This window comes from Nocardia jinanensis (assembly GCF_014645735.1).
GTDB classification, from domain to species: domain Bacteria; phylum Actinomycetota; class Actinomycetes; order Mycobacteriales; family Mycobacteriaceae; genus Nocardia; species Nocardia jinanensis.
In genome coordinates, this window is the sequence record NZ_BMMH01000005.1 from 31007 (window position 1) to 49143 (window position 18137).

Annotated in this window: 18 protein-coding genes; 11 read left to right on the forward strand and 7 right to left on the reverse strand. The window is 65.8% G+C overall.

Annotated features, from left to right (window positions below):
- Window positions 1-10 precede the first annotated feature (10 nt).
- Window positions 11-217, reverse strand: a complete 207-nt coding sequence (locus IEY68_RS13555) for a cysteine hydrolase family protein (protein ID WP_062997941.1) — start codon at window positions 215-217, stop codon at window positions 11-13.
- A 101-nt stretch (window positions 218-318) separates the two neighbouring features.
- The gene (locus tag IEY68_RS13560) at window positions 319-1266 is read right to left on the reverse strand and encodes an NADP-dependent oxidoreductase (protein WP_062997939.1); all 948 of its coding nucleotides are present in this window, start codon (window positions 1264-1266) and stop codon (window positions 319-321) included.
- A 639-nt stretch (window positions 1267-1905) separates the two neighbouring features.
- On the opposite strand from IEY68_RS13560, the gene IEY68_RS13565 reads away from it, so the two are divergent.
- The 4 genes from IEY68_RS13565 to IEY68_RS13580 all read left to right on the forward strand — a co-directional run bounded on the left by IEY68_RS13565 (window position 1906) and on the right by IEY68_RS13580 (window position 3385).
- On the forward strand, window positions 1906-2217 hold the full coding sequence (locus tag IEY68_RS13565; RefSeq protein ID WP_189094249.1) for a hypothetical protein: 312 nt from the start codon (window positions 1906-1908) through the stop codon (window positions 2215-2217).
- Window positions 2218-2296: 79 nt separating this feature from the next.
- Window positions 2297-2563 carry a hypothetical protein gene (locus IEY68_RS13570; protein WP_062997935.1) on the forward strand — a complete coding sequence of 89 codons (267 nt, stop codon included), beginning with the start codon at window positions 2297-2299 and terminating at the stop codon, window positions 2561-2563.
- Between the two features lie 139 nt (window positions 2564-2702).
- Window positions 2703-3242, forward strand: coding sequence for a nuclear transport factor 2 family protein (locus IEY68_RS13575; RefSeq protein WP_189094250.1), 540 nt, complete (start codon window positions 2703-2705; stop codon window positions 3240-3242).
- Window positions 3239-3385: a hypothetical protein gene (locus IEY68_RS13580; RefSeq protein WP_189094251.1), complete on the forward strand. Its 147-nt coding sequence runs from the start codon at window positions 3239-3241 to the stop codon at window positions 3383-3385. The genes IEY68_RS13575 and IEY68_RS13580 overlap by 4 nt, the downstream gene beginning before the upstream one ends.
- A 722-nt stretch (window positions 3386-4107) precedes the next feature.
- On the opposite strand, the gene IEY68_RS13585 is transcribed toward IEY68_RS13580, so the two are convergent.
- On the reverse strand, window positions 4108-4836 hold the full coding sequence (locus IEY68_RS13585) for a FadR/GntR family transcriptional regulator (RefSeq protein WP_062997931.1): 729 nt from the start codon (window positions 4834-4836) through the stop codon (window positions 4108-4110).
- A gap of 137 nt (window positions 4837-4973) precedes the next feature.
- Window positions 4974-6644, reverse strand: coding sequence for an FAD-dependent monooxygenase (locus IEY68_RS13590; RefSeq protein WP_062998095.1), 1671 nt, complete (start codon window positions 6642-6644; stop codon window positions 4974-4976).
- A gap of 226 nt (window positions 6645-6870) precedes the next feature.
- Between IEY68_RS13590 and IEY68_RS13595 the strand changes: the two genes are divergently transcribed.
- Genes IEY68_RS13595 through IEY68_RS13605 form a run of 3 tightly spaced genes read left to right on the forward strand, consistent with a single transcriptional unit; the run spans window position 6871 to window position 9985 of the window.
- Window positions 6871-7944, forward strand: coding sequence for a cupin domain-containing protein (locus IEY68_RS13595; protein WP_063916258.1), 1074 nt, complete (start codon window positions 6871-6873; stop codon window positions 7942-7944).
- Window positions 7941-8825 carry a fumarylacetoacetate hydrolase family protein gene (locus IEY68_RS13600; protein ID WP_062997929.1) on the forward strand — a complete coding sequence of 295 codons (885 nt, stop codon included), beginning with the start codon at window positions 7941-7943 and terminating at the stop codon, window positions 8823-8825. The genes IEY68_RS13595 and IEY68_RS13600 overlap by 4 nt, the downstream gene beginning before the upstream one ends.
- A 23-nt stretch (window positions 8826-8848) precedes the next feature.
- Window positions 8849-9985, forward strand: coding sequence for a 2-methylaconitate cis-trans isomerase PrpF family protein (locus tag IEY68_RS13605; RefSeq protein WP_062997927.1), 1137 nt, complete (start codon window positions 8849-8851; stop codon window positions 9983-9985).
- 46 nt (window positions 9986-10031) lie between these two features.
- On the opposite strand, the gene IEY68_RS13610 is transcribed toward IEY68_RS13605, so the two are convergent.
- On the reverse strand, window positions 10032-10763 hold the full coding sequence (locus IEY68_RS13610) for a dienelactone hydrolase family protein (protein ID WP_062997925.1): 732 nt from the start codon (window positions 10761-10763) through the stop codon (window positions 10032-10034).
- Window positions 10764-11035: 272 nt separating this feature from the next.
- On the opposite strand from IEY68_RS13610, the gene IEY68_RS13615 reads away from it, so the two are divergent.
- From IEY68_RS13615 to IEY68_RS36175, 4 genes are all read left to right on the forward strand, one after another.
- On the forward strand, window positions 11036-12637 hold the full coding sequence (locus IEY68_RS13615; protein ID WP_062997923.1) for a class I adenylate-forming enzyme family protein: 1602 nt from the start codon (window positions 11036-11038) through the stop codon (window positions 12635-12637).
- Between the two features lie 87 nt (window positions 12638-12724).
- Entirely contained in the window at window positions 12725-13921 is a 1197-nt protein-coding gene (locus tag IEY68_RS13620) for an acyl-CoA dehydrogenase family protein (protein ID WP_189094252.1), read from the forward strand.
- A gap of 7 nt (window positions 13922-13928) precedes the next feature.
- A complete protein-coding gene (locus IEY68_RS13625; protein ID WP_062997921.1) occupies window positions 13929-14765 on the forward strand; it encodes an alpha/beta fold hydrolase in 837 nt (278 codons plus the stop codon).
- A 74-nt stretch (window positions 14766-14839) separates the two neighbouring features.
- Window positions 14840-15808: an alcohol dehydrogenase catalytic domain-containing protein gene (locus IEY68_RS36175; RefSeq protein ID WP_268241627.1), complete on the forward strand. Its 969-nt coding sequence runs from the start codon at window positions 14840-14842 to the stop codon at window positions 15806-15808.
- 109 nt (window positions 15809-15917) lie between these two features.
- On the opposite strand, the gene IEY68_RS13635 is transcribed toward IEY68_RS36175, so the two are convergent.
- Together IEY68_RS13635 and IEY68_RS13640 are read right to left on the reverse strand one after the other, a co-directional pair.
- On the reverse strand, window positions 15918-16877 hold the full coding sequence (locus tag IEY68_RS13635; RefSeq protein WP_373292977.1) for a cytochrome P450: 960 nt from the start codon (window positions 16875-16877) through the stop codon (window positions 15918-15920).
- Window positions 16878-17324: 447 nt separating this feature from the next.
- Window positions 17325-18104, reverse strand: a complete 780-nt coding sequence (locus IEY68_RS13640) for an IclR family transcriptional regulator (RefSeq protein WP_189094253.1) — start codon at window positions 18102-18104, stop codon at window positions 17325-17327.
- Window positions 18105-18137 lie beyond the last annotated feature (33 nt).

The window sequence follows — 18137 nt, forward strand, 5'->3', positions numbered from 1 at the left end:
ACCTCCGTTTCTACGGGCGCGTACCCGACTGGTGTCGGGCGAAGTCCGCGACCGCGACGACCTCGGCGAAACCGCAATCGCGCATGACCTCGATCCCGATCTCGTGCAGACGCGGCGTCCGGGCGGCGCAGCAATCGCCGAGCAGGGTGACCTCCAAGTCGCGCATGGTCGCCGATCGCACGGTGGTCTCGACGCAGATGACCATCGACGCTTTCATCACACAATCTCCGATCCGGGTTGTTCAGTACGAGGGCAAGTCGCCACATCGCCCCCGAAGACGGTGTCGGCCGTGACCGGTCCGCCTGCTCCAGCGCCCGCTCAGGAGAAGTCCAGGACGATCCGCCCGCGTAGACCGCCCGCGGCGACCATGCGGTGGGCCGCCGCGGCCCGGTCGGGCGAGAGGACATGGGCTACTCGGGGGCTGATGACACCCGACTCCGCCTGCTCGCACAGCCACTGAAGCGCGGTGGTGTCCGCGATCCGTGTGGAGACGAATATCGGGTGCACGGTGATCTCCCGCTCGGCCGGACCCCGCCAGCCTCGGAACGAGGCCACAGCTCCCTCTGCGGCGACCGCGGGCAGGAGGGCCGCCTCCAACAGCGCCGCGTCCACGACGCCGTCGACGCCGCCTGGAACCCGGTCGAGCACGGCGTCGACGAAACCGGCACCGCGCGGGAGCACAGTATCGGCGCCCAGACCGCGGACGAGGGAGACATCCTCGGGTCCGGCGTCCGCCACGACCACGAACCCTTGCGCCTTCGCGAGCTGAACAGCGTAGCCGCCCAGGACACCGGCGGCGCCGGTCACCAGAACCGTCCGCCCCACCGACAGGTGGAGTGCGTCGAGCCCCAACCGGGCAGTCAGGGCGTTCATGAGCACCGTCGCGGCGGCACTGGACTGCAACCCGTTCGGCGCGTGTACAACCGATCCGACCGGCACGATGATGTGCTCGGCATAGGCGCCGCCGCCCGTGGTCAGCGGGTCGACGACGGCGACCACGGCGTCGCCGACGGCGAGGCGGCCATCGCAGTCGGGACCGACCGCATCGACGACCCCGGCGGCATCCATGCCGGGCACGTACGGGGGCCCGGGCAGGACACGCTCACCCAGTGGCATGCGCCCGGCTCGCAGGACGAGGTCGGTGGGGTTGACGGCGGCGTGATGGACCCGAATCCCGACCTGCCCCGGCCCCGGCTGCGGGACCGGCATCTCGACCACCTCGAGGACCTCCGGTCCCCCGAAAGTATGGCTGCCCACAACTCTCACGGATGCTCCTTCTCGTCTCGGCGCGATTCCGGCCGGTTCCGACGCCCACTGTCCGCGCCGGGCGCCCGGCTGTGCAATGCGCAGGTCTCGCCCTGCGAGATACCACGACGAGGTCGGCGCGGCGATCGGAAACCGGGACCGCGATCTCGCCCCACGACGCCGACTCCGGGTTTGCCACGGCGCTGCGACCACCCGGGGTCTCGGTGCGTGGAACGGTGCGGTGGTGCGGGCACCAACGGCTCGGTCATGGTGAACGCGGTCCCAGCCACGACAGCCGCAGGACGCAGCATGACTACACCGCGAGACGCCGGTCAGCTCGTGCTATCCGGCGCACTGGGCCCCGTGGTCGCTAGTCGAGCCGGTTCACACATCAGCGCCGAGCTGTCGCATCCGGGATCCGTGACAGCGAATTTCGAAGGGGAGCATCGACGATGAAAAGGACACCGCTCGTAATTCTCGGCTCCAGCGCATGGAGTCCCACAGCGCCCACGGCAGCTCCTTCACCGACTCCGGCGGCCATCTGAGATGGACGGTGTCCACGACAGCGTGCGCACATATCGGGAGTCACTCGACGGGAGTACTCGGACCGGAACATGCAAACATGAGAACTGCCCCTCGTCGGTCGCGAACCCCGAGGCGGTGATCTCTCCCGGACCCGACGCGGATGCCGAGTCCACAGCGAACTCCGGCACCTGGGTACCGGGTCTTTCGACCAGTGGGCGATGGCTCGTCCGAGTGGCCCTCACCGACGTCTCGGACAGCTCGACGCTGCTGCGGCTCGTCACCGTCCTCCACACCAGATGCTCCGGGGTGGAGGACCTCGTTTTCGACGCCGCCCGATCGTCCATGGATGCGACCGTGACGTTACGGCTCGGCGGCCCGGCACGTCTGCGGCAGATGCTGCTCCGATCCGTCGACGTCACCGGAGTCGCGGTCCGCCCCGCGCGGTGAACGCGATATGCGCCCAGCCGACCAGGACCACGCCGGGTGGCCCGCACGACCCATATTTTTCTATCGAAGGACCCATGCGATGAACGATGACGACAGAATGCTCGCGTTCGCAGTGAAGTGGCGGCACTGGAACGGTGGCCCGGCCGAGGACATCTTCGTCGAGTTCGGCATCGAGACAGGACCGTTCTTCCGACGCCTGCGCGGGATCCTCGCCGACCGGCGACGAAACACGTTGCCCCGCGAATTGACCGAACACCTGTGGAGGATCTGCGACAAAAGGCTTCGCGTTTCCGCAACTACCCGGGTGGATCGACCACACCCACAACGCATCTCGATACAGCGATGACGTGCCGACGTGCCGACGTACCGTCGCCACGAGTCCGTCGCGAACGACCCCGTTCCACCACATGACACCACGTCTGTGACGGGCACGCAGCAGCCCTGTCACGCTCTCCCCACCCGCCGCGACGCAAAGGAGCGCTGCTGTGAAAGACACTATGATCACCTCGGGTCCGGGGCCCGTCGAAGACGAAGCCGCCGTACGGGATCTGCTTCTACGGTACTGCCGGGCAGTCGACCGAGTGGACCTCGCACTCCTTCGCGACTGCTTCTGGCCGGATGCGACGGTCGACTTCTCCGGGCTCATCCGCGGCGGGATCGACGAGTTCATCGAATGGCTCGGCACGAACCTGGCCGGCTACTCCTTCACCGTGCACACCCTGTCCAATGTCCTCACGCGCGTTCGCGATGACCGGGGTGTCGGCGAGTCCTACGTCATCGCACTCCATGGCGAGCCGAAAGATCTTTCCCGCACCGGATTCCGGTCCGGAGGTCGCTACCTCGACAGATTCGAGCGACGAGACGGCCGGTGGCGGATCGCCGCGCGCACCGCCCTCGTCGTGTGGTCCGAGCCGGCCGGATCCGTCGTGGCTCCCGCCGAGGGAGGCGAGTACGGGCCATCCCGGTCCCGACGCGACACCTCCGATGCCTCTTATACCCTCTTCGAGACAGAAGCCATCCGATGAGCGCCGACACCAGCGTCGCAGTCACCCTGAACGAGAACGACGACACGGCCGAAGCGGCCCCGACGTCCGAATCGCACCGCGGCGTCCTGGGTTGGACTGTGCTTCCCGCCGCGGTGGCCCTGTTCGCGAACGGGTGGTGGTAGGGCACACGGTGCCCCGCCGCCACCGCTCCGACCGGCGTGATATGCATCCATCGTTGTCTCCTGATCACAGCGGGAAGATGAACCAGACGATTTCAGAGTGGTCCCGCCCACTGCCAGTGAGCTGTTCCACCTCGTGAGAGACCTGGGCCGTCGGCACTTTCTGTTTCGGCGCCGGGGTTCGGGTCCCGCGGACCGCACCTGCAGCAGGAGTCCGCCGTCGCAGCGCCACGTGAGTTCGTCGTGGTCAGGCGCCTGACCAGGCTGTCGCCGACCGGCCGTACACAACTGCCGCTTCCGCTGACCGGACGTGACCTCAGTGGGTTTCCAGTTGTGCATCGCCGAACCTCGATGTCATGGCCTACCCGATCGACATCAGCGTCTCCGAGGACCCGTTCCGCCGCCTCGGTCGAACAGCCCCGGACATACCTGTTTTCTGACCGCGGACTACAGATAGGCGTCGGCCCGGATGGTGTCGGGGCCCGATCGGCGACCTTCTCGCGGAGTACGCAGGCGACGGCGGTGTCCATCTCCCTCGCCTGTCCCCGCTGGTGCGCCACGTCGAAACGACGATCTCCCGAACTCTCCCGCGCCCTACGCTCACATTCCTCGTGGAAGCGCGCCAAGTTGTGGAACACGGTCATCACCCGGCCACGGATCCGACTACCGGACATCCGTCGATCGGGCAGGCCGTGAACCGCGGGTGGCTATCGAATGTCAGGCCTTCAACCCATTTTTCGCTCGGCCACTTTCGCCTCCTCGGCCGAAATCAGCCGTCTCTCCACCCTGGCCAGGTGATGTGCCATTTCTTCCACCGCACTTTCGACCCTGCCGTCTCGGAGAAGCTGGAGAAAGCGGCGGCGCATCGCTGTGACGTCGGTCAGCGGTTCGGGTCCGATATTGTTCAGTCGCCGTTGCACGATCCCGGTCAGCGAATCCATCAGCATCACAAGAACTTCGTTGTGCGTCGCTTCCGCCAGGACGGAGTAGAAGTTGGTGATGCTGGATGTGCGGCTGGACCCGGCGGTGCTGCGGGAATGATGTTCCTCGAAAGCGTCGACCTCGGCTTCGAGCTCGGCGTAGTCCTCGTCGGTAGCCCGGGACCCGACCAGGCGGATCACATCCGAGGTCAGCAAGACCCGGGCTTCCAGCAGGCTTTCCGCCGACAGCGCGCCCAGGGCGACCAGATCGGTCACCGCTCGACCGACCACTCGGATATCGCCGTTTCGGATGAACACCCCACCCGCGACGCCCGGGCGGGACTCCACCAGGCCACTCATCTCGAGCCCGCGGAGCGCCTCCCGGACGCCCTGCCTACTGACCCCGAATATTTCCGCCATCTCACGCTCCGCCGGCAACCGTGATCCCGGTGTGAGCTTCCCGGCTGCCACGGCCTCCCGGATCTGCTCGGAGATGTATTCGAACCCTCTCCGGGTGCGGACCCTGGTGAACATGGAATCGTCCCTCGAGAGTCCAGGACTCCGGTTTTCGGAGACGAAGACAGAATCTGAGGCTGACATGAACATGCTCCTCGGCGGATCATCCGGACGGGGTCGGCTTCAGATTACCATCGATCCAATTGGTTCGACCTTTAGGCCGCTACCCCGTCTCGGTCTCCGGACACCGGAGCCCGGTCCCGACTCCGACCGGTGACGCGGCCCACCAGAAGCCCAGGATCGCTCGGCAGGCGCTCACCACGCCAGGCGACCGTACCGTCGGGGCGGACCAAGACGACCTTGCCGTTGTACAGTCCGGCGGCTGCGGCGTCGTCCACGTCGACGACGCGCAACGGCATGGCCGCGGCGGCGGCGGCTACGGTCAACGGGTCCAGCTCCACAGCAGGATCGAAGCGAACCGCGACGAATTCCCGACCGTACTCATCGAGCAGCGACCGATCGGCGTCCAACCACACGTGCGGCGCCCGGTGACCCGGACGGCCCGTGGGCAGATAGGTCTGCACATCGAGCGGCGGCATGGGACTTCCATCGGGAACAACCACCGGAGACCCCTCGTACGAATAGCCCAAATGTATTCCGATACTGAACCATTCGCGCTTCATTGCCTCGGTGTAGGCGTCACCGTATCGACGACGGGCAGCCTCTGTCTGCGGGCTGTCGTCGTCGAACACCTCCGGCGCGGGCTTGGCAACCCGCGGGCCGAGCATACGTCTGAGATTGTCACCCGCTTCGCTGACATTGCGAATCGCCACCGGCCGCTGTTCGTACTCATAGGAATCCAGGAGCGTCTCGCCGGCCCAGCCCTCGAGCACACCGGCCAGCTTCCAGGAAAGGTTCACCGCATCCAGGACGCCCGTGTTCATGCCGAACCCACCCGTGGGCGAGGTCAGATGAGCGGCGTCCCCGGCCAGGAACACACGTCCACGGCGGTAGTGGTCGGCCACCAGCTGTCGTCGTTCCCAGGGCAGGAGGGACAGCAGCTCGAAATCGAATTCCCGCCCGACCGCGCGAATGATCGCACGACGCATCTCGTCTTCGCCCACTTCGCTGCGGGATTCGTCGCCGATCAGGGAAAACCGCCACTGATCTCGTCCGTTGATGGCAACCAATGTCGCCCAGGTACCTTCCGGGCCGATGAAGATATATCGGTATGCCGGATTCTTCGTGTGCAGTTTCTCCAGGTCCCGGCACCTGAATACCGCGTTCGAGGTATACGTGAGCGTGCCCTCGCCGCTCATCGGTATGCCCAGTGTGGTGCGCACGGTGCTGCCGCCACCGTCGCAACCGACCAGATAGTCCGCCTCGATCCGGTACTCCTGATCGGTGTCGCGACGACGGAGCACAGCGCTGACGTGATCGCCTTTGTCTTCGAACGACACCAATTGGGTGTGGTACCGGATATCAGCACGGCCGCTACGGTTGGCGAACCTCGCCAGGACAGGGTCGAAAAAATTCTGCGGGCAGCGTTCCCTATGCGTCGGGCTCTGCTGCGGCGACCGCTCGTCACACGGAGCGGGGAATTCTTCCCGGCCGAACTCGTACCCGTTCAAGTCGGTCACCCAGGCACAGTCCTGAATATATTGCCTGTTGTACCCCGCAGTGTAGACGTCATCGACGATCCCCCACCGCCGGCAGAACTCCATCGTGCGGATCCCGACCATATCCATCTTCGGCTGAAAGACGGTGGCGTCTCTCGCTTCGACCAGGACGTTGTCCACCCCTCGCCAGCCGAGGTCGCCGGCCAGGGCAAGCCCGACCGGCCCGCCACCGATGACCAACACCGGGACCCTTTCCGTCTTCGCCATACCAGTCAGCCTCTCTTCCAGCGAACACTCGCGATCCACCTCTCGGTACGGCGGCCACGAGATGACAATCGGTCGTGACGACGATCCCGGCTTCGATCCGGAATTTTCGGTCGGCCGATGCCCACCAAGCTCTTGCGGAAGCGTCTTGACGCAACCCCTCACTGATGCGCAATAATGGTTCTACCTTTTGGCCGAGTATTTTGCAATCACTCAGAGGACCAGACATATGACTGACACGACCGTCGTCGGTGACGACGCTCGCGTTCGCGCTCTACTGCGCGAACGACTCGCGAAGGACGGACTGAGGATCTCTCAGCCCGACGAGCCTCCCCTGTTCACCCGAACACCGGAATCAACCATGGAGCCGATGCACTGGAAATGGGGCGACCTGCTGTCCCACCTCGAAGAACTGGGCACAGTTCTCGACCTGAAGCCCGGTGGCGACCGGCGGACCCTGCGACTGGCCAACCCGGGCCTGGAGTACGGTACGACGCCGACCTTCTGGGCATCCATCCAGTACATAAATCCCGGCGAGGTCGCCACCGCACATCGCCATTCCCCTGATGCCTTCCGGTTCGTCATGCACGGCAGCGGCTGTAGCACAACGGTCGAAGGGGAGAACTACGAGATGAACGAAGGCGATCTCGTACTGACTCCGAGCTGGATGTATCACGATCACATCCACCAGGGCGATCAGCCCATGATCTGGCTCGATGTCTTGAACATCTCGGTGATGCGCAAGCTGGAGAACATCTTCTTCGATCCCTACCCCGAAGACACCCAACCGGTGGGCGCCACGCCCCAGCGATCCTGGCGCGAGTTCGGATCCGGCTTGTTGCGGCCTGCCGGGCCGCCTCCGCCGACGCGGCGCAACCCACTGCTCGTCTATACCCGCACGCAGGCCGATACCGCGCTCCAGCAGGCCAAAGGCTTGGCGCCGGATCCTCGGGACGACGTCATGCTGGAATATCAGAGTCCCGTAGGCGGTGGACCCGCTCTGCCGTCACTGTCCATGAAGGCCCAGATCATCCGTCCCGGATTCCGCGGACTGACACACCGACACAGCGGCAGCAAGATCTACTACGCCGTTTCCGGCTCGGGCACCATGGCCGTGAACGACAAGGTCTTCGATTGGGCCGAAGGAGATTTCATCTCGGTCCCACCCTTCGCGCGGGTCCGGCATTCGAACGCCGGCGAAGTCGAGGGCAGGCTGTTCCGGGTGGACGACTCCCCGGTATTCCGCGCGCTGAATGCCTATTTCGAGGACACGGACACCGCCGACGGAGGTACGGCCGCATGAAGCTCGCAGTCTACGACGATTTCCGGATCGGTGTGATCGCCGGGGATCGGATCTTCGACGCCACGCACTGTGTCCCGGCGACGCTGGATTCCTGGCCGGAACAGCGGATGAACTGGCTCATCCGGAACTGGGCGTCGATCTCCGGGGACGTCGAAAAGGTAACCGATACGAGTCCGGGACAGCCGGTGAACGACACCCGGCTCCGCGCCGTCAATCCAGCCGCCGCACACGTATTCGCGATACCGGCGAACTACGCCGCGCACCTGGGGGAGATCGGCGCACGCTCGATCACCACCGGTGGCCGGACCGCACGAGATGTCGGTTTCTTCCTCAAGGCGCCGGGGTCACTGTCCGGAGCCGGCGAACCGATCGAGCTACCGTACGGGTCCGCCAGGAGATTCGACCACGAATGCGAAATGGCCGTGGTCATAGGGAAAGGCGGCCGCAATATCCGGCGTGCGGACGCCCTGGAGCATGTATTCGGGTATTCGTGTCTGATCGACCTCACCATGCGAATCGAGCCCGGAGAGCATGAGGAGGACCGGTCGCTGCGCAAATCGTTCGCCACGTTCACCCCTACCGGCCCCTGGATCGTCACGGCCGACGAACTCGGCCCCACCGACGAGCTCCGGTCCCGGCTTTCGGTCAACGGGGAACAGCGCCAGCACGCACGAATCGGGGACATGATCGTGGATGTGGCCGAATGCATCGAATTGATCTCTTCGGTCGTACCGCTGCGGCCCGGCGACATCATCGCCTCGGGTACCCCGAAGGGTGTCGGGCCCTTGGAAGTCGGTGACACGATCGAGATCGGTATCGACGATATCGGCTCCATGACCATTCCGGTCGCCGCGGCGGCTCCATCACCCCGGCCGTTCTGACCATTGTCGCCGAAAGGAATAGCATGCGCGGATATCCAGCGGTTTTCATGCGCGGAGGGACCAGCAAGGCGCTGGTCTTCCATGCCGGGGATCTGCCCGCGGACCGGCCGGAACGGGACCGGCTCTTTCTGGCGGCCATGGGAAGTCCCGACCCCAACGGCCGCCAACTCGACGGCATGGGCGGTGGGATCTCATCGCTGTCCAAGGTGTGTGTCATCGGAGCGCCGACTCACCCGGACGCCGATATCGATTACACCTTCGCGCAGGTGCAGGTGACGTCGGCCGATGTCGACTACGGGGGAAACTGCGGCAATATGTCCGCTGCGGTAGGACCGTTCGCGGTGGACGAAGGGCTGGTGTCGCGATCGGACGGCGAGGCGCTGGTACGGATACACAACACCAACACCGGCAAGATCATCCACTCGAGGTTCCGGGTCCGCGACGGCCGGGCGGTCACCGAGGGTGAGTACGAAATCGACGGTGTCGCGGGGTCAGGCTCTCCGGTTCGCCTGGACTTCCTCTGTCCGGGCGGAGCGGCTACCGGCAGGTTGCTGCCGACCGGGCAGGTCACGGGTGCCCTCCACGGCTCGGAAGGACCCGCCGTGACCGTCTCGATGGTGGATGCCGCCAATCCGTGTGTATTCGTGACAGCCGGTGAACTCGGATTCGCGGGCACCGAGCTACCCGAAGACCTCGAATCGGACCCGCGGTCCCTGCACCGGCTGGAATCGATCCGGCGAGCAGCCTCGGTGGCCATGGGCCTGGCGCCGACCGTGGAGGCGGCGGCCCGCAACCGCCTGGTGCCATTCGTCGCGATGGTGGCGGGCAGTGCCGCGTATTCCACCCTCTCGGGGCGCGCTGTGGCGGCCGGGGATACCGATCTGCTGGTGCGTTTCGTCTCGAACGGTCGACCGCACCGAGCTGTGCCAGTCACCGGTGCGATGTGTGCGGCGATAGCCGGGCGCATTCCCGGGACGGTCGTTCACGCCGCGCTGGACGGAGCCGACTGCGCCACCTTCCGCTTGGGTACCCCGTCCGGGATTCTCGAGGTCGATGCGGCGGTAACAGTCGGCACCCGTGCGGACGAGCCGTATCGGGCGGAGTACGCGTCCACCTACCGGACGGCACGGCGATTGTTCGAGGGACGTGTGCTGGTGTGACGATGGGAACCGGTGGCCACGCAGGTGGCCACCGGTCCGCGCGGGGTCAGGATGAGACCGTGGTGGCCCGTACGAACGCGAGCGTCTGCGGCCAGGAAAGCCGGTAGGCGCAAGCGTTGACCTCCTCGCCGTGCCGGCGCTCATCACTGAAGCCGTGTTTGGCTTCGGGATACAGGTGCACAATGCTCGCGGCCACCGGCCGGGACTGCAGTGCGGTCTGGAGAGCCGAGAAACTCTCCCACGGCACGATCGAGTCTTTCCCCGGGTAAGCGAGAAAAACGGGAGCTTTGATCTGCCGGGTTCGTTCCACCGTGTTCACAACCTCTTCCCCCGCGTCGAGGGTGACCGTGGGATGGAAGGCGATCACATTGGCGAGCGTAGCGTGGCGTCCGCCGAGGATCAGGGCGAAGCGCCCGCCCAGGCACCACCCGATGACACCGACGCGCTCGAGCCGCAACTCGTCCTGGAGATAGGACAGTAGCCGGGTCTGTTCATCCAGGGCCTCGTCGTCGCGCAAGACCTCGTTCCAGGCACGGAGTTCGTCGAACGGTGTGTCGTCGGAGCTCTTCCCGTGCCAGGTGTCCCAGGCCAACGCCACACAGCCGGCTTCCGCGGCGAGCTGGTCCACCCACGCCCGGACCTGCTCTCCGATACCGGTGACCATCGGGAGCACAAGCATCCCGGAAGCCTGTTCAGCGCCGACCGTGAGCCGCGGAGCCGCGCGATAGGCCCGCAGCCCTCCGATATCGACGTAGCCGGACTCGACCTCGAATGCCATGGTGCTGTTCCCTTCTCAGGCCTCGGCCCGGACGAACTCGACGCTGCGTGTACCCGGCAGAACCGATCTGCCGAAATCAGGTCAAACCATTCCGATCGAATGTGGACGCGCGTTTTCATCTGCCGAAAGTCCCCTGGCAGATGTTCCCGGATGGTTCCACCGTTAGTGGACGGTCGTGACTGGTTCTGCTCGTACCGCCGCACCGATGTGCCAGGGCGGTGGGCAACCGGACCCGAGACACATAATCCGCCGATACGAATCGAGGAGCATCCGTGGCCGACACGATGGTGAAGCAGACCGGAACAGTCTGGGGGCGCGAGGTCGTCGCCGGCATCGTCCATGGACGGCCCTCATTGATGTACCGGGATCGGCCGACAGCACTCGGCCAACTGTTGCTGGAAGGCCGCCGATGGAGCGATCGGGAATTCCTCGTCCAGGGCGACCGCCGCCTGACCTACCAGGACCATGAGGAGGCAGTGGCTCGGGTCGCCGGCCGCCTGGCCGCCTATGGCGTGTCCCGAGGGGACCGAGTACTGCTGCTGAGCTTCAACTCGATCGAGTGGTGCGTCTGCTTCTGGGCCCTGCACTCTCTGGGCGCGGTGGTGGCCCTCGGGAATCCCTGGTGGAGTACCCATGAGGTATCGGCTCTCGCAGCGAAGGTGCAGCCCAAAGTCGCCATCACCGACGTCGACGTCCCCGGTGTGTGCCGAATATCGACGACCGAGATCCGCGAACTGGTCGATAGCGCCGCGCCGGCCACATTGCGAGTGGCCGACGTCGAGGAGTCCGATGACGCCATCATCATGTTCAGTTCCGGCACCACCGGATTACCGAAGGCGATCCTGGTGTCCCAGCGTTCGGTCATCGGCAACCTGCACAACCTGCTGGCCCTGACCAACCGGCTCCCCAACGAACTGCCCGAGGACTTCCAGCCCACCACATCCATGCAGTCGGTCCCCCTGTTTCACCTGGCCGGCGTACAGACCAGCATTTCCACTCTGCTCCAGGGCGGGCGGTTGATCATGCTGGACGGAAAGTTCGAACCCGCCGAAGTACTACGGCTGATCGAAGCCGAGCGCATCCGGTCGTGGGGTGCGATTCCCACCATGGTCTCCCGGGTGCTCGAGCATCCCGATATCCAGAGCCGCGACACCTCGAGCCTGTCGTCCATACCACTGGGCGGCGCCGCGGTACCTGCCGAACTGCGCGAACGAATCTCCGCGGCGTTCCCGTCGGTGAAACAGCGGATCGGGAGCCTGTACGGCCTGACCGAGACCGGCGGGCTGCTGGCCGCGGCGTCCGGCGGCGAAATCGCCGGGCATCCCGGACGCGTCGGCCGTCCCCTGCCCGTCGTGGAGGTGAAGATCGTCGGCGCCAATGCCCAGGGCGAAGGCGAGATCTACGGTCGCACCCCCAACGCGCCGGAAGAAGTGATCGGTGAGGGGTCATTGGAGGATGCCCAGGGCTGGATAGCCTCCGGTGACCTCGGCCGGATCGACGAGGACGGCTACCTCTACGTCACCGGTCGGGTGAAGGAGATCATCATCCGCGGCGGCGAGAACGTCGCCGCGGTCAATATCGAGAACACGCTACTGCGCCATCCGGATATCGCGGAAGTCGCCGTCACGGCACTACCGGATAAGGACCTGGGGGAGAAAATCGGCGCGGCTGTCGTCGTCCGGCCGGAGGCCGCGACGCCGAGCGTCGACGACCTGCGCGAACTGTGCAGGACCTATCTGGCCCGTTACGAGATGCCCGACGAATGGTGGATCCGCCGCGACGACCTGCCGATGAACGCCATCGGAAAAACCAACAAGAAGGCGCTTACGGCGGACTGGGTCGGCCGAGGTAGCGGCACGGTCCTGGACGCCTGATCCGTGCAGCACCAGTATCCGTCGAAGAAAAGAGGAGCCGTGGAGCACGCCACCGCAGCACGACCGACGAACGAAGAGATGGAGTCGGTGCCGGAATTTCTCCGGCGGGCCACCGATTTCCTGAACGCGAACTGCAGTCCCAGAGCCGCGCGTTCCGCTCTCGTCTGGGGTGAAGGCGAAGACACCGGAGTCCGGCTCTGGGAGGAGCCGGACTCCGAAGAGGAACGCCGGCGACTCACGGAATCCCGCGACTGGCGCCGCAAGAAGTTCGATGCCGGATTCGGATGGATCGACGGTGCGCCCGAACTCGGCGGTGCCGGGCTCTCCGCCGCACACCTGCGGGCGTACCGCCGGTTGGAAGCCGACTACGAAACGCCGAGCGACACGTACTTCAAACTGGACCGGGTACTCGGACCGGTGATCCGGGAATTCGGGGCCGACCGGATACGCGATGAGCTGCCCAGGGATCTGTACCGCGGTGCTGTGCTGTGCTGTGAGCTGTTCAGCGAACCGGATGCCGGCTCCGATCTTTTCTCGGCACGGACGCGGGCCGTCCAGGTCGACGGCGGCTGGCTGCTCCGCGGCCAGAAGGTGTGGACATCCGATGCGCATCTGGCCGATATCGGTATCGTCTTCGCTCGTACGGGCGCCGAGCCCGGAAAAGACAGCTTCGGCGCCTTCATCCTCGATATGCGCCAGGACGGTGTGCGGGTGGTACCGCTACGCCAGATGACCGGTGGCGCCGCGTTCAACGAGGTCTACCTCGAGGATGCCTTCGTCCCCGACTCCCATGTTCTCGGTGAGGCCGGTGACGGATGGCCCATCGTCCGCAGGATCCTGGCCCTGGAACGGGCCGGGATCGGCGCCGGGCTCATGCGGTCGGGGTCCGGCTTGGCCAACGGCACCCGGCTCACCGCCCTGGTCCGCGCGATGGGCGCGGAAAACGATCCACTCGTCCGGCAGGAACTCATACGGACGATCTCCGGGTTCTGGGCCGCACGACAACTGACATCGACCGGTTCCGACCGCGTTGCGGCGCCGTTCTATCGGACGGATCCCGCTCCACTGCTGAGCAAACTGGCGCTGAGCGCCAATCTGCGGCGCGCCTCGGAGCTGGCCGGGAAGATCCTCGGCCCCAAGATCACCGCCGACACGGGGGAATGGGGCACCTTCAGCTGGAACTCACTCGTTCTCGGCGAACCGGGAGTGCATATCTTCGCCGGTACCGACGAGATAATCCGCAACTCGATCGCCGAAAAAGTCCTCGGCCTGCCACGGGACTGACAGCTCGATGACTTCGCAATCGCTGCGTCCGGGCCTGTACATCCACCGTGAGGGCCCCGCGGACCCCGCGGTGCAGGTGGTCCTGGTGCACGGCGCCATGGACTCCTCGCAGAGCATGGCAGGATTGGCCACCGCGCTTCCGGCCCGGTCGACCATCCGGTACGACCGCCGTGGGTACGGCCGATCCGCACTGTCGCCGGCCGCCGCACCACCCTCACTGACCGATCACATCGACGACCTCGAACACCTCCTCGGCACCACACCCACCCTTCTGCTGGGACACAGCCTCGGCGCCACGATCTCGCTGGCTGTCGCGGCGCGCCGGCCGGAGCTCGTTCGCGGAGCCGTGGCGTATGAACCCCCGTTGCCCTGGGAACCGTGGTGGCCGGCGCCCGGGATACCGGCGAGCACGGCGGGGCCGGAAGAAATCCGGGGCGCCGCGGCGCAGTTCATGCGACGGTTGATGGGTGATGCGCGGTGGGAGGCGCTCGACGACCGCCGCAAGGCGATGTTCGCGGCCTGGGGCCCGGTGTGGGCGACCGAGCTGCGCGAAGCACAGAGCAGACCGCTGTTCACCGCCGAGAATCTCTCGCTCCCGGTCGTTGTCGCATTCGGGTCCGAGACCGACGACCGGCACCGCCGCGGCGCGGCGACGCTGGCGCAACGCCTACCCGATGCTCGGCTGGAGGTAGTGCGGGGCGGCACACACGCGGCGCACAGGCGTTCGCCCGGCGCGTTGGCCCGACTCGCCGATGACCTGCTGAGCAGACTGCCGGCTCCGGATGCGCGCCCTCACCCCGATAACCGGTCCCGAACTCCTCTCGCGGGCAGGAGCGGGCTGTGAAAGCACTCAAATACCTGGGTGTGCGGAACATCGGATTCGTGGAGGTCCCGGTGCCGGAACCGGGTCCGGGACAGGTGCTTCTGAAGGTACGGGCCTGCGGCGTATGCCACACCGATGTTTCCTTCAGGGATCGCCCGAGCCTCGCCGTCGAACCCGGATTGACCCTGGGGCACGAGATCTCCGGCCGAGTGGAATCCGTCGGGCCCGATACAGACGCTGCGCCACTGGGTTCCGAAGTGGTCGTCCACACGATCTGGTCGTGCGGAGAATGTCGCCGATGCGTCCGTGGACTGCAGAACGCCTGCGTAGGCACCGGCTCCCGCCTCATCCCCCCGCAGGGCCCGGGGACACGGTACGACGGGGGCATGGCCGAGTATGTCGTGGTACCTGCCGGTGCCGTGGTCGGTGCCGCCGGCATTGCGCCCGAATTGGCGGCGGTGCTGCCCGACGCGGCCACCGTGCCGTACCACGCCATCGATTCCTCACGTGACCTGCTGGACTCCGGTGCGTCCGTTCTCGTCCTCGGCGTGGGTGGGCTCGGACAGTTCGCGGTATCCATTCTCCGGGCGATCACACCGGCGCGAGTGGTGGTCGTGGACATTCGCGATTCCGCCCTCGACGCCGTGCGCGATCAGGTCGATACGGTGCTGAACGCCGACTCGGACGATCTCGCGGACAAGGTATCGGCCGCGACCGGCGGCTACGGCCCGGACCTGGTGCTCGACTTCGTCGGTACCGATACGACACTCGGCCTGGCCGCCCGGACCGTCGCCCCGTACGGCACCATCTGGGTTCCGGGTCAAGCGGGCGGCAGTTTGACCCTCGAAGCCGACCGGACGACGACGGTCGTGCCCCGCGGTGTCGCCGTCGTCAGCCGGCCCTACGGCGGCACGCGGCAGAATCTGCTCGAGGTGGTCTCGCTGGCCGGAAGCGGACTCATTTCCGCACCGATCACCACCTACCCGTTCGATGACGCGCTGCGGGCCTTCGATGATCTGTCCAGCGGCCGGGTGATCGGCCGGCCGGTACTGACCATGCAGTAGCACACACGGCGCACCATCAAACGAGCGATCGAATCCTGTTCTCTATCCGCGTATTCCTGTGTCCCGCAACCCTTTCGGGTGCGGGACACAGGTATATTCGCCGGCTCTCTCAGCGAGCGCGGACCGTGACCCGCAGCCTTTCGACACCACTGGTCAGGCTGTTGCCCTTCAACAACGCGAGATCTTGGGCCGGATCGAAATCGACGGAGTCGATCCGGGCCGCGATCAGCTGGAACATGGTCCGTGCTTCGAGACGCGCCAGCGGCGATCCGAGGCACTGGTGCACCCCGTGCCCGAATCCGAAGTGTCCTTCGTTATCCCGGTCGATATCGAAAGAACCCGCGTCCGGTCCCCACTGCTGTTCGTCTCGATTCGCGGAAGCGAGCAGTAGCCGGACTACCGCTCCCGCGGGCAGGACCAGGCCGGCGACCTCCACCTCTCGGTCCAGCCGGCGGGGTGCCTTGTGCACAGGGCCGCGGAACCGGATCAGTTCTTCGACGAACTTGTCGACATCCTCCGGATGCCGGTTCAACCGGTCCAGCAACTGCGGCTGATCCTCGAATACGAGGTAGCCGTTGCCCATGAGCCGCGTCGTGGTGTCGAAACCGGCGATGAAAACGAAAACGCAGAGCTCGATGGCCTGCTGACGGGTCAGCACCTCGTCGTCTTTCCACGCTCGGGCGATATGGCCGGCAACGGCTTCGCTGTGCTGCCCGTACAGCCGTTCCAGGATCTCACCGAGATAGTCGAACAGGTCCTGGGAGACCTCTTCGTCTCCCGGTAGCCCGGGTGCCATCCGGGAGACCCGGGCGAACCAGGCCCACATCGATTCCGTCCAGATATCGAACTGCGCGACATCTCGGTACGGGATACCGAGGATTCCGCTGATCGTGGCCATGGTGAGCGGCCGGTTGAGCGCCTCGGTGACCTCACCCCCGCCGCGCGCGGCGAAATCGTCCACCAGGCCGGAGGCGACATCCCGGACCCGGTCGGCCACCAGGCCGATCGCCTTCGGGGTGAAACCGGCCGCGACAACCTTGCGGAGCTTCATATGCGCCGACCCGTCCATGAGGGTCGGGAATGCGAACGGCACCTCGTCGTTGACCTGGTTGCGGTAGATCTTCGCCGCGCGCATCCCTTTGCGGACATCGGCGTAGCGGGAGACGAAGTAGACGTCCTCCTGCGGGTGGGCTACCCGCAGGACCGGATGATTCTGCCGCATCCAGGCGAAATGCTCGTAGGGTTCCGCCTGGGTGCCGGTCTCGTCGATCACCGTCCACGGCGCCAGGCCTTCCGGCCATTCGAGCTCGTGGGAGTACGGCAGCTGCTGCCCGGTCGTCAGTGCATTCGTCGATGTGATCGTCATAATGCCCCTTTCTGCGTCCGCACCGGTCCCCTCCCGGCCCGGTTTCATCGCGGGCCGGGAGCTCCTGGCGACCGGGGCGTCTATCGAAGGCCGAAGAGTGTTCCCTTTCACAATCGCATCGGCCGGGTGGAGCACAGACGAGGCTTTCATTCAGCGAAAGAGCCCGGCCGGAATCCGGGACTCGTCGCTGCACTCGGAGTCGAGACGACGACGAGATCCCAGTGTCGTGGAGATCGCGAACGCGGCGGTACGCAGAGCCTGAAGGGCTCCCGGGTGCTCCCGGCCCCTCGGATACACCACGCTCAGCGCGGCCACCGCCACCTTGTCGCGGTCGAGAATGGGCACAGCCATCCCGGTCCAATCCACCATCCCGACCCCCGGAACCACCGCGCAACGCTCGCGCCGGATCGTTGCCAGCTGGCGGCGCAGCACAGCGGAATCGGTCACCGTATCCGGCGTATATCTCGCCAGTGGACGGCGTAGGAAGTCTTCCTGTACCTCGGGTGGGGAAAACGCCAAGAGAACAAGCCCGGTGGAACCGGCGTGAATGGGGTGCCGCTGTGCGATATGGGCACGCTCGACATGCATCCCATCAGGTGTGAGTCGCTCGAGGTAGAGGACACTGCCCCGGTCCAGAACGCCCAAGGTGGTGAGCTGTCCGAGCGACTCGAAGAGGTCTTCCATATACGGCAAGGCGATATTCCGGATTCCCAGACGATCGTTACCCCGGGTCGACAACTCCCACAATCGCATCCCGACCCGGATCTGCTTGTCCTCGTCACGCTCCAGCAAACCGTACTTGACCAGCTCGGTGACCAACCGGTATGCCGTGGGGACCGGCAGGTCCGCGCGGTATGCGAGCGCGGAGAGCGACAGCGCCGAATTTTGCCGGTCGAAGGCCGCGAGAATTCTCGCGACCCGACCGATCATGGATTCTCGGCTTTCCTGTTGGCCGCGGGGATG